The 12606-nt window shown below is 41.1% G+C and carries 12 protein-coding genes and 1 pseudogene; 12 read left to right on the plus strand and 1 reads right to left on the minus strand.

What is annotated here, in order from left to right; all coding sequences use genetic code 11:
- From DWX96_RS14445 to DWX96_RS07280, 3 genes are all read left to right on the plus strand, one after another.
- Positions 1-185 (plus strand): hypothetical protein (locus tag DWX96_RS14445; RefSeq protein ID WP_147337971.1); only part of this gene is annotated, 185 nt, incomplete at its 5' end.
- Positions 186-204: 19 nt separating this feature from the next.
- Positions 205-882, plus strand: a complete 678-nt coding sequence (locus DWX96_RS07275; protein ID WP_055228678.1) for a response regulator transcription factor — start codon at positions 205-207, stop codon at positions 880-882.
- Positions 879-1904, plus strand: coding sequence for a sensor histidine kinase (locus tag DWX96_RS07280; protein ID WP_055228679.1), 1026 nt, complete (start codon positions 879-881; stop codon positions 1902-1904). Before DWX96_RS07275 ends, DWX96_RS07280 begins: the two co-directional genes overlap by 4 nt.
- Positions 1905-1953: 49 nt before the next feature.
- Here the strand turns inward: DWX96_RS07280 and DWX96_RS07285 are convergent, their stop codons facing one another.
- Positions 1954-2202, minus strand: coding sequence for a DUF6061 family protein (locus DWX96_RS07285; RefSeq protein ID WP_033121501.1), 249 nt, complete (start codon positions 2200-2202; stop codon positions 1954-1956).
- Between the two features lie 310 nt (positions 2203-2512).
- On the opposite strand from DWX96_RS07285, the gene DWX96_RS07290 reads away from it, so the two are divergent.
- From DWX96_RS07290 to eno, 9 genes and pseudogenes are all read left to right on the plus strand, one after another.
- On the plus strand, positions 2513-2971 hold the full coding sequence (locus DWX96_RS07290) for a hypothetical protein (protein ID WP_118057124.1): 459 nt from the start codon (positions 2513-2515) through the stop codon (positions 2969-2971).
- A 91-nt stretch (positions 2972-3062) separates the two neighbouring features.
- A pseudogene (locus DWX96_RS14880) lies at positions 3063-3284 on the plus strand (23S rRNA (uracil-5-)-methyltransferase RumA); the annotation flags it as partial.
- 49 nt (positions 3285-3333) lie between these two features.
- Positions 3334-4023, plus strand: coding sequence for a response regulator transcription factor (locus DWX96_RS07300; protein ID WP_118057125.1), 690 nt, complete (start codon positions 3334-3336; stop codon positions 4021-4023).
- On the plus strand, positions 3999-5264 hold the full coding sequence (locus tag DWX96_RS07305; protein WP_118057126.1) for a sensor histidine kinase: 1266 nt from the start codon (positions 3999-4001) through the stop codon (positions 5262-5264). Before DWX96_RS07300 ends, DWX96_RS07305 begins: the two co-directional genes overlap by 25 nt.
- 161 nt (positions 5265-5425) lie before the next feature.
- Positions 5426-6100 carry an ABC transporter ATP-binding protein gene (locus tag DWX96_RS07310; RefSeq protein ID WP_118057127.1) on the plus strand — a complete coding sequence of 225 codons (675 nt, stop codon included), beginning with the start codon at positions 5426-5428 and terminating at the stop codon, positions 6098-6100.
- Positions 6097-8541 carry an ABC transporter permease gene (locus DWX96_RS07315; RefSeq protein ID WP_118057128.1) on the plus strand — a complete coding sequence of 815 codons (2445 nt, stop codon included), beginning with the start codon at positions 6097-6099 and terminating at the stop codon, positions 8539-8541. Before DWX96_RS07310 ends, DWX96_RS07315 begins: the two co-directional genes overlap by 4 nt.
- Before the next feature lie 491 nt (positions 8542-9032).
- Positions 9033-9533, plus strand: coding sequence for a replication initiator protein A (locus tag DWX96_RS07325; RefSeq protein ID WP_118057129.1), 501 nt, complete (start codon positions 9033-9035; stop codon positions 9531-9533).
- 124 nt (positions 9534-9657) lie between these two features.
- Positions 9658-11004, plus strand: coding sequence for a ComEC/Rec2 family competence protein (locus DWX96_RS07330; RefSeq protein ID WP_118057130.1), 1347 nt, complete (start codon positions 9658-9660; stop codon positions 11002-11004).
- A gap of 207 nt (positions 11005-11211) precedes the next feature.
- Positions 11212-12510: a phosphopyruvate hydratase gene (eno, locus tag DWX96_RS07335; RefSeq protein WP_117947700.1), complete on the plus strand. Its 1299-nt coding sequence runs from the start codon at positions 11212-11214 to the stop codon at positions 12508-12510.
- The last annotated feature ends 96 nt before the right edge of the window (positions 12511-12606 follow it).

A 12606-nucleotide genomic window follows, 5' to 3' on the forward strand; every position in this document is an offset into this window, starting at 1 on the left:
GAGTCAGGGCGTTATTTACAGGGATACTCTCGTCCCGAACCCGTGGGACAGTGTCTGAAATGCTGCTTGTATCTGCTGCTATGATTTTACTACTTTGCGTGATAGAATATATTTATATGAGAGTGGTCAAGCGCTCCAGTGATCGGTATTTGCTGACACTGATGCAGCCGCAGAGAGAAGAATAATTTGGAAGGAGGTGCTGTCATGAAAAGAATTGCTGTTGTGGAAGATGAAGTCTATATGCGGGAAGAACTCTGCGATATGCTCCAAAAGGACGGCTATCTTGTGGAGGCAATTACCGAGTTTGAAGATGCCGCTCGGCTCTTGGCAGCCCTCCGCCCTGACCTTGTGATCTTAGACCTGAACTTGCCGGAGATCAGTGGCTTTCAAATCTGCCAGGAGCTAAAGAATAAAACTGCTATCCCCGTCCTGGTGCTGACTTCCAGAGATCAGGTAAAGGATGAACTGCAAGCGTTCCAGTTGGGTGCCGATGAATATTTGACGAAGCCGTGCAGAAAAGATCGACTTCTTGCCAGGGTATCCAATATTCTCAAAAGGTATGAAGGCCGTACCAATCTCATAGAGGGACCAGATTTCCTGTTAGACCAGCAGACCTACACGCTTTATATTCATAATACCTCTGTGGTGCTTCCAAAAAATCAGGGAAAACTGTTGGTCGCTCTTTTGTCCGGCGGCGATGCTCTGGTCACGACGGAGCAGCTTTGCATGGCACTATGGGGAACCACGGAATACATAGATGAAAATGCCTTGCAGGTTAACCTAACCCGGCTGAAAAAAACGATGTCCGCCCTTGAAATGAAGCAGCGAATCGTTGCAGTTCGAGGAATGGGCTACCGTTTGGAAGCGGAGGTGTCTCTATGAAGCAGCTTTGGCACATGATAGAACGGTACTACCCCTGGCTTCTGTTGCTGCTGGGCGTGGATTGCTTTTGCGCTGTCATTCTTTGGATTTCTGACATTCAGGTATTTCAAACCTTGATCGGGTTAGTAGTTCTGACGAGCATCCTTTTGTTTTCAGCGATTCTGTTTGTACTAAACAAGAGGGAGAACACCCACATGGAACTGTTCCGAGATTTCCTCAGTGATCCTACCATCTGCAATGAAGAACGGCTGCTCAGTGCCATTAGTCAGAAAGAAGGAGAATCTGTCCGATTTTTGGCTTCGGTTTTACGGGAATACAAAAACGAGAGTAACAATATGGCGGATGCCCTACGGGACTATGAAGAATACGTGGAGGGCTGGGCACATGAAGCGAAAACGCCCCTATCGTTGCTGACCATGCTCTTGGATAACCGGAACGATGAAATCTCTCCTTCCCTGCAAGCAAAGCTGGATTATGTCCGCAGTCAGCTTCAGGAGGATGTCACGCAGATGCTGTACTATGCCCGGTTGAAGAGCAGTACAAAGGATTACCGATTTGAGGATGTCAATTTGAATGACTGCTTGGGTGAAGTTCTGGAGGACTATGCCCCACTTCTTGAAGAGAAGCATTTTGTCATTCTCAACAAACTGCAATCTGAAACAGTCTATACAGACCGTAGAGGACTTCAGTTTATGTTGGGACAAATCGTTAGCAATGCCATCAAATATAGCAGCGATAGTCCCATGCTTACAATTTCCGTGATACATTCGGAGACTGCAGATATCCTTTCTGTTGAAGATAACGGCATTGGCGTAAAAAAATATAATCTGCCGTACATTTTTCAAAAGGGCTTTACCGGGGATTCTACTGACAGCAGAAAGAAGGCTACCGGTATGGGACTTTACCTGGTTAAGAAGATGGCCGACGATCTAAATCTTCATCTGGAAGCAGCTTCCCAGTGGGGAAAGAGCTTCAAGATTGTCATCTTCTTTCCTAAATTGAGATCCAACGGAGGGAAATAATATAAACAGAAAAACGCCCGCAGGATTTTCTCCTGCGGGCAGCGTGTTGTCAGCTATCCCAAGGCTTGTATTCTGTTACAGTTTTCAAATAGGTTTCGGGATCGCCGTTCAAGATAAGGTCTGCATACTCCAAAGGAGCGTTGTAGATCAAATAATCCAGCTCTGACCGCTGATACATATTGTCAGCAATCTCGTTCTCAACGACGATAGTGTCAATCGCAATCATACTGCCGTCGCTGAATTTCACTTCCACACAGCAATTATCCATATTGTAGGCACAAGATATTAAGGTTTTCATGGTATGTCCTCCATAATTCGTAATATAAAGCGAAAATCCCGTCTGACTTCCTGTTAGAAATCAGACGGGATTTGTCCGTATGCACCCCGGAAACCGTCAGCTAACAGTTGATAAGTAAATTAGTTCCTTATCACTGTTAAGCCAAAGGTTTCTGCGATTTTGAAAGAAAAATGGATGTGTGTTTCTGTTTCCGTAGAGTGATGATATAAGTGGAGGTTTACCCCAGGGGATAGGCTTTTGGGAACGGAGAATATACATTTTGGCGAAAGGATACTTTTTCGCAAAAGTGGTTTTGTTATAGGAGCGTATGATGAAGGATATAGAACAATTAGCAACCCAATTTCGGAAAGCGATTGATGAGGCATTGGAAGCTGGGGAGTTTGATAACGACAGCATATATCGCAGATTTCCACGTGCTTGCTGCGGAGATACGAGTGATTTGTTGGCTCAGTATTTGCTGGATAAGGGTATCAAAACAGATTATGTCTGTGGAACGTATTGGGGTAAAACAGATGGGAATGGACAATCCCATGCGTGGCTGATGGTAGACAAGCGTATTATTATAGATATCACTGGTGACCAATTCAGTGGCAGGTCTACATTTCTTAATTATGACAAATCCGTCTATGTTGGACAGGGAGATGATTTCCATAGACTATTTGAGGTGGAAGATAGAGATATTCATGAACATCGAGGGCTGAGTGCATTGGGCGGTTTTTGTGCGCCGAGACTATGGGATTTGTATAGGAAAATTCTAAAATACATTTAATCATCCGCTTTTTATGGGGATAAAACCATTACCCCACTTTGAAAACCTATTGCATACTTTCGCTATGCAGTATAAAATAAGTGTTCAGGGGAATATTGAGACTGTGGTTCTTTTGTCCCAATTGTAACAGAAGCCGGATGATTACATTAATGTCACAATTGAACTTGATAATGTGGATATAACATCTGCAGAGACTAAGGCTACATATGATGAGATAAAGAAGTATGTGGCTGAACATAATGCCGGCATGAAGGTTTCCAATCTGTATATTTCGCAGGTAAAGAGAAAATGCAGAATTGAAGTTGGAAAGAATTTGTGCGTTGCAACGAGGAGAATAGTTAATAAAGAGAGGCGCATATGCTATGCCAGGTATACTCGTGGTTGAAGATGATGAAAATTTAAATCGTGGAATTACATTTTCACTGAAAAAATCCGGATATGAGGTTTTTTCAGCAGAATCAGTGAAAAAAGCGAAAAGAATTGCAAGTGATAATAATGTGGATGTTACCATTTGTGATGTGAATCTTCCGGATGGGAATGGACTGGAATTTGTAAGGTGGATGAGATGCAATTATAATACATACATTATTTGTCTTACAGCACTAGATCAGGAGATGGATCAGGTCATGGGATATGAAGCAGGGCCCGATGATTATATTACAAAGCCGTTTAGTCTTTCGGTACTTCTTTTGAAAATAGAAGCACATTTCCGCCGCAGACAGGAGAAAACGGAAGCCGGAAAGATGATTTCGGGAGATATCGTATTTATCGCAGGAGAAATGAAAGTCCTGATAAAGAGTCGTGAAATCAGTCTGACAAAAACGGAGTTGAAAATGCTGACTTTTTTTCTTCAGAATCCGAAACAGATTCTTTCAAAAACACAAATATTGGAAAATGTGTTTGATCTGGAAGGGGATTTTGTGGATGAAAATACAATCGCTGTCAATATCAGAAGACTCCGTGAGAAAATCGAAGACAATCCGGCTGCACCGGTCTATATAAAGAATATCAGAGGTCTTGGGTATATATGGAATCAGGAGGTAAGGCAGTGACAAAGAGATATCGCAAGAAGATTACAGTAGTGCTCTCCCTGGTATTACCTGTCATATTATTGTTTGCAATATTAAATTGCTTTACCACATATGTGTTTTATGAAGATTATAAATATAAAATGAATCTTATGACAGAGATTGCTGCAAAGGAAGATTTTTCCGGGCTGGATGCTGTTTCGGAATTGCTTAAGGATAAGGATGTTGAAACCAACGAACAGGGAATGCAATTATTGGAGCAATATGGCTACTGGGGGAATAAAGGGAATGCATTTTATTCGCAATTCCGGCATCAGGTTATGGTGACCGGTGCTGTAAGCACTGTGATATGCGTGCTTCTTTTGACTTTTTTACTTTATTGGAAGAAAAAAGAAGATGCGTGTCATCAGAAAATTTTAGACCGGTTGGAAGAAATTCTGATCAGATTCCGTGAAAATAAATTTGATGCTTTACTGAAAACGGAAAATCATGCAGAACTGGAGAAATTGAATGACCAGCTTGAAGCAATCGGACATCATATTCAGTTGCTAAAGGAAGAAGCACGGGAAGAAAAAGAGAGCACGAAAGAAATGGTTTCTGATATCTCTCATCAGTTAAAGACACCGGTTGCAGCTTTGGATACATGTTTTAGTGTGCTGATGCAGAATGACTTAAGTGCCACAGAACAGGAGGAGTTTCGTATCCGTTGTCGGAGTGCTCTGGATGGACTGGAGACATTATTGCAGTCGCTTCTTGAAATATCCAAGATGGAAACCGGACTGATTCAGATTAATAAGAAAAAACTTCCGCTTATGGATACTGTCATATCTGCTGTGAACCGTACTTATCCTAAAGCGGATGAGAAAGAAATTGAATTCGTTTTTGACTATGAAAAAGAGCTGGAAACATGCACGATTATGCAGGATAAAAGGTGGCTTGGTGAAGCTGTGATCAACGTTCTGGATAATGCAATCAAGTACAGCCCGGATGGTTCAAAAATATTTATCCGGCTACAAAAAAGAAACGATCTTGTAAGAATGGAAATTGAGGATCAGGGAATTGGTATTCCGCAGAATGAGTATCACAAAATTTTTCAACGATTTTACAGAGGAAGTTCCAGGAAGGTCATGGAAAAGAGTGGTACAGGAATCGGACTTTTTCTATCGAGAGAAATTATCGAAAAACACGCAGGTACAATCATGGTAACCTCCGGCAAAAAGAAAAAAGGAAGCACGTTTGTGATTCAATTACCATATGTTGGTTAAATTTTAAGTGAGCAGATATCTTACAATTCTGTAAGACTTCTGCTCGTTTTTTGAAAGTGAAATGAAAGATTGTCCTGCTACAATCTGGATGTAGGTTGAAAAAAGACCAAAGAAAGCGTACTGAAAAGATATGCTTTACAGAATTGAGAAGGAGGCAACACATGAGTGTGATATTAGAAACCAGGCAGCTTTGTAAGTATTATGGCGCAGGTGAGAATCAGGTCAAAGCGGTAAATCAGGTGGACATTCAGATTGAGCAGGGAGAATTTGTCGCAATTGTCGGAAAGTCAGGTTCCGGTAAAAGTACATTACTTCATATGCTTGGAGGGCTTGATACCCCGACAAAAGGCAGTGTTACTTTAGCAGGGAAAGATTTATACAGGATGAAGGAAGATGCCCTTGCTGTTTTCCGCAGAAGAAAAATCGGATTTGTTTTTCAGGCATTTAATCTGGTTTCATCTGTTAATGTCTGGGAAAATATTGTACTGCCACTGGGGCTGGATGGAAGAAAAGTGGATGAAGCGTATGTAAATGATATCATTGCAACTCTGGGGATTGAAAAGAGGATTTACAATCTGCCAAATCAGTTATCCGGAGGACAGCAGCAGAGAGTAGCAATTGCAAGAGCACTGGTGAATCGTCCGGAAATTATATTTGCAGATGAGCCAACAGGAAATCTTGATTCTAAGACCAGTGATGAGGTAATCGCTCTGCTTAAGATGACAGCAAAAAAATATGGACAGACAATTGTAATGATTACCCATGATGACGAAATTGCACAGGTCGCTGATCGTATTCTGGTAATTGAGGACGGACAGGTGGTGGATTTCAGATGAAGACAATAAGCAGGATTGCATATAGCAATGACAAAAAGAACAAGACAAGAAGTATACTGATTATGATGTCCATATGTCTGACTACGATGCTGCTTGTGATTATCAGTACTGTGGGAAATGGAATGATCCGTTTACAGAAAAGTCAGGCGGCAGGCTCATATGGAAGCAATTATGGTCTGTTTGTCGCAGCAGATGCCTCGCAGTTAAAAGAAGTAAACCGCCGTGCGGAAATAGATGCAATAGGAATTATGTGTACAGAAGGTATCATAAAAGGCAATGAAAACGGCGGGTTTGTCTGCATGGATGAGACTGCAAGAAAAATGCTTCCCTATAATAAGGAATATGAGTTAAAGGAAGGAAAGTATCCGGGAGGAACGCAGGAAATTGCCGCAGGAAGAGCATTTTTTCGTGCAATGGGATATGATGATGTAAAGGTCGGAGATACGGTTACACTGGATTACCGTGCAGGGATGCAGTCAGAATATAAGCCGGAAGAATTTGTTGTCAGCGGAATCCTATATGATCGGGATGAGTATACCATCGAGGCATCTTATGTTGCTTTCGGGTCACAGGAGTTTTATGATGAGCACGTCGCAGAGAATGACAGACAGTATAATATTTATTTTACTTTAAATGATTCTGCAAATGTATCTATGAATAATATTGAACCGGTTATAAAGCAGATTGCAGCAGCTTGTGGAATCGAAGAAAAAAACGTTATAGTCAATGATCTCTATTTGCAATGGGTCTTGCAGCCGAGTTATGAAACGATTGCGGTATGTGGAATTCTGATTCTTGCAATTGTACTTTTCTCTGTTGTGGTCATTTATAATATTTTTCAGGTCGGTATTGTCAACAAGATACAGGAGTATGGAAAAATCAAGGCTCTGGGAGCGACAAAAAAGCAGATGAAACAACTGATCTTCAGAGAGGGCATTTTTTTGACCTTTTTTTCAATGCCGGTTGGATTGCTTCTTGGTTTTCTGATTGCAAAATGCGGTTTTAACTGGCTGGTAGAACAGGGAAACCTTGTATCAACCCAAACTGGCTCTATGGGAGTCCAAAATCAGCAGGTGCCACTGTTTTCCCTGCCTGTTATGCTTCTATGTATTTTCGTATCATTTCTTACCGTTGCTTTGGCACTGCGTAAACCAATGAAAATTGTTTCACGGATTTCACCTATCGAAGCAACACGGTATTTAGAAAATGCAGAAACACAAAAAAAAGGAAAACGAAATGGCAGAAAAAATGTCACCGTATTTTCTATGGCAATGGCAAATGTAACGGGTAATCCCAAAAGAACTATTGGTACTATCCTCACAATGGGTTTTTCTTGCGTATTGTTTGTGATTATCTCTAATTATGTGGGAAATATTGACACGGAGCATGAAGCACGTCTTTCCGTTAATCATGGACAATTTGAACTGCAGCTTGACTATTCTGCTGAGTATGATGAAAGATATCCGGAGAATAATCTGGATACGATTCTGACGGATGATCCATTGAATGATTCGCTGATTGAAGAAATCAAAAGCATTCCGGGAGTAACAGATGTTATGACGAGAGAGATTGTCTCTGTAAATCTGAACGGAACAAGATTTCCGGCTATTATTGTGAATAAAAAGGATTTTGATTTTATGCGCCAGGACGGGGATATTGGCTCTATGGACTATGATCAGGCGGTAAAGAATGGTGATATTTTCTTTGGCTGGTCAACGTGGATGGAACAAGATGGGTATGCTCTGGGTGAATCCATTGCATTTGACTTTGAGAATGGAAGTGGAACCTATACCTATCAGGGAAAGATTGCAGGATCTTTTGTAAGTGCGGACACTTATCTTGTCATTCCGGAAGGTGTATATCGTTCCATGAATCCGAGAGGAACAGCCTATGGCTATCTGTGGGTGGACTGTGATAAAAAAGATGTGGCATCTGTAGAACAAAGTCTGAATACTTTGATTTCTGATACTTCGCATATAAAAATGGATACTTATCATGCGCAGTTACAATCTGCCGAATTTGCAAGCAGAATGATGAAGCTTGGCTGTTATCTGTTTATGGCGGTTGTGGGACTCATCGGGTTTATGAATATGGCGAATACCATGATCATGAATATTACGACAAAAAAGCAGGAATATGGTATATTACAGGCTGTGGGTATGACAAATAAACAATTAAATTTATGTCTGCAGTTACAGGGACTGATTTTTACGGTTGGCACCATATGCGTAGCTTTGATTATTGGTCTGCCGCTCGGCTATACACTTTTTTCCTATGCAAAACATAATGGAATATTTGGAATGAATATCTATCATGTTCCAATCGTACCAATTTTTATTATGATTTTTTTGGTTGGTCTGTTGCAGATTGTACTTTCCTGCGTTTTAAGCAGTAATCTGAAAAAGGAAACGCTGGTTGAAAGAATAAGGTATCAGGGATAGCAAGTAATATGTAGTGAACTAGGTCTTAACGAAGAGGAGAAATAGATAACTTCCAATTTGTATGTATGGTAAATCTAAACTGTATTTTAGCAATATTTCCTGGGTGGGGGCAGAAAGCGCCCCCACACCCACGTGAAAATATAATTGCAGGCGATTACATTTTAGCAGATACGCAAGCGTTTCTGAGTAAGCGTCACAGACAACAAAATAAGAAAATTTTGATAAGGCATATCACTGGAATAAGTGAGTGTTTTTTTTGTTTTCAAATATTCAATTAACTGAAAAAGTAAAAAAGTTTTCCTCAGGGGCTGTAAAAATACCTTTCAGCGTTTCGTATTAATGAAAGGGTATTTTTTGCAGGAAAAATAAAAAATTTTCATCAAGAGCCTGTGTTTATGCCCTTCATCTTTTATATATGTGTAAGAACATTTTTTAGCCGGCATAAAAATGATTTTTACAACAGTTAGAAACAGAAATGAGGCGAGAAAAGAATGAAATATGAGTACATGAAGGAGTCAGAGCAGATGATTCAGTACTTCCGGTTTCCGAAGTTTTTGCTAAAACTGCGAATTTCTCAAACTGCAAAATTCCTTTATATGATTTTGTATGACCGGGCGCGGATATCGAGAAAGAATAGCTGGATAGACAAGTATGGAAACGTTTATCTGATATTTCCAATAGATGAATTGTCTGTTCAAATCGGCAAATGCAAATCTTCTGTAAAAACAACATTGAAGGAATTAGATGATGAGGGATTATTGGTTCGCAGATTCGGTGGATTTTCAAAACATAATCATTTATATGTAAAAATTCCATCTGATGAGATAGGTTTACAGCCAGTTGACAATAAGGCGGTTGAAAAGATGGCTATAACAGAGTCAGAAAAGCAACCATCATCTAGCCGAAAAAATGGCTGTGCAGGAGTCGGAAATGTGGCACCTAGTAAAGTAACTGAGAAATATAAAAGAAATAAATATTATGAAGTAAATTAAGGTAGTTTAATATGGAAGTGGGATGACGCTCTGGCTTAGGCTGGAGTGTTTTTTCTGTGGAAAAAACATAAAAAAAATATTATAATAGAAAAGAAATTTTAAGAAAAACGGAGGAGTTAGGAAAATGAAATCGAAATCCGGAAACAAGAAATTATGGATTGCTGTTATTATTTTCGTACTGATGATAGCCGGAGCAATCGATAATCATTCGGATAATAAGAAAGAAAAGTCTGGCAGTGAAAGCTCCGTTGCTACGGAAGCGCAGACTGAAACAGAGACGGAAAGCAATACAGAGTCGGGCGGTGATACGGAGGATTTTGTTACCGAGGGAGTTATCAGTAATACCTATAAGACGGATAGCAGTTCCGCCGGACAGATGCAAGTGCATTTCATAGACGTAGGGCAGGGTGATGCTACATTGATATCCTGTGATGGTCATTACATGCTGATAGACGCCGGTAATAATGACAAAGGAACAACGGTACAGTCCTATCTTATGAGCCAGGGTGTAGAGAAACTGGATTATGTCATAGGAACACATCCGGATGCAGACCATATTGGCGGACTGGATGTAGCAATTTATAAATTTGACTGTGATACGATTATCATGCCAAATGTGGCAAATGATACCAGAACCTATGATGATGTGGTGCAGGCAATGAAGTCCAAGGGCTATCAGACTACTTATCCGGTAGTTGGAGAGACTTATACTTTGGGCGGAGCAACTTTTACCATCGTGGCACCGAATGCAGACTATGGAAATGACATGAATGACTGGTCGGTGGGTGTGCTGGTGCAGAATGGCAACAACCGTTTCCTCTTTACCGGAGATGCAGAAGAAAAAGCGGAAGAGGACATTTTAAGTAATGGAATTGATGTTTCCGCAGATGTCTATGCAGCGGCGCATCATGGAAGCAAAACAGCCACAAGTCAGGCATTTTTGGATAAGGTATCACCAACTTATGTGGTAATCAGTGCCGGTGAAGGCAATAAATACGGACATCCTCATGCAGAGGTGCTGAACCGTCTGCGGGCAACAGGTATATCTGTGTTCCGTACCGATGAGCAGGGTACGATTGTTGCAACATCGGATGGAAATAATATCACCTGGAACTGCTCTCCATCAGAAAGCTGGAAAGCAGGAGAACCTACCGGAAGCAGTGATACTACAAAAAATGCAGCATCTTCCGGAGCAGGAACTTCGAATAATGATAGCAGCTCGTCTGTGGCAAATAATTCAGCTGCAGACAGCACTACATCATCAGGCAGCAGTGATGCAGGTATAGCTGCCGGTACAGCCGGCAGTTCAGCCGGCGAAAGCAGTTCTGTTATGGTACATATTACAGACACCGGTTCAAAATATCATTCGGCAGGTTGTTCTTATTTAAAAAAGAGTGACCATGAGGTGACTTTGTCAGAGGCGAAGAGTATGGGACTGGAACCATGCTCAAGATGTAATCCGCCGCAGTAATGAGAAAACCTAATCGCCAAGCGCCTTGCACTTTTTATAAAGTTAGTATACAATAATTGAAGTTAGAAATAACTAACTTCGTGCAAATCATAGGGACTCCTTTAGAATATGGAGACGGCAATATCCATATTCACCGGAAGAAATATTCTTCCGGGAGGAAAAGTCCTGTATCTGACAAAATGTAAAGAGGAAAGGTGAGTATAGGACATGAATTACTTAGAGATTGAAAAAGTAGTCGGACGTGAAATTTTGGATTCCAGAGGAAATCCTACTGTAGAAGCAGAGGTATATCTTGCAGATGGTACAGTAGGAAGAGGGACTGCACCAAGTGGTGCATCAACCGGAGAATTTGAAGCACTGGAATTAAGAGATGGAGATAAATCAAGATACCTTGGCAAAGGGGTAACGAAGGCGGTAGAAAATATCAATACAATTATCAATGATACAATCACAGGAATGGATGCATCTGATATTTATGCAGTTGATGCGGCAATGCGTAAGGCAGATGGAACCAAAGACAAATCCAGACTGGGAGCCAATGCAATTCTTGCGGTATCCATTGCAACAGCAAGAGCAGCAGCTATTTCTTTAGATATTCCACTGTATCGTTTCCTTGGTGGAATTTCCGGCAATCGTCTTCCGGTACCGATGATGAATATTGTAAATGGCGGATGCCATGCGTTATCATCTGGTCTTGATGTGCAGGAATTTATGATCATGCCGGTAGGTGCACCAAGCTTCAAAGAATGCTTAAGATGGTGTGCAGAAGTATTCCATGCACTTGCTTCTATTTTAAAAGAGCGAGGACTTGCAACCTCTGTTGGTGATGAAGGTGGATTTGCACCTGCATTAAAATCAGACGAAGAAGCAATTGAAACCATCTTAGAGGCAGTAAAGAAAGCAGGCTACGAGCCAGGCAAAGACTTTAAGATTGCTATGGACGCTGCATCCTCCGAGTGGAAGAGCGAAAAAGGAAAAGGATACTATAAGCTTCCAAAGGCTGGTACAGAATATACTGCAGAGCAGTTGATTGAACACTGGGAAGCATTATGTGAGAAATATCCAATCATCTCTATCGAAGATGGTCTGGACGAGGAAGACTGGGAAGGATGGCAGAAGCTTACTGCAAGACTTGGAGACAAAGTGCAGTTAGTAGGTGATGACTTATTTGTTACTAATACCGAGCGTCTTTCCAAAGGAATTGAACTGGGCGCAGGAAATGCAATCTTAATTAAGTTAAACCAGATTGGTTCCGTATCTGAAACCTTAGAGGCAATTAAGATGGCACATAAGGCTGGTTATACCGCAATCAGTTCCCACCGTTCCGGTGAAACAGCAGATACCACAATTGCAGATTTGGCAGTTGCATTGAATACCTGCCAGATTAAGACCGGTGCACCAAGCCGTAGTGAGCGTGTTGCAAAATACAACCAGTTACTCCGCATTGAAGAGGAATTAGGTGACAGTGCAGTATATCCTGGAAAGAAAGCATTTAATGTGAAATAATCGTACTCCTATAGATAAATGATATTCTTTAACAAACACCAAAGAAGCTGCAGTACGGCAGCTTCTTTTGGCGTACCGGGAAAATGGAAGGGTGGT

The sequence above is a fragment of the Roseburia sp. AF22-2LB genome (assembly GCF_003461125.1).
Taxonomy (GTDB): Bacteria; Bacillota; Clostridia; order Lachnospirales; family Lachnospiraceae; genus Roseburia_C; species Roseburia_C amylophila.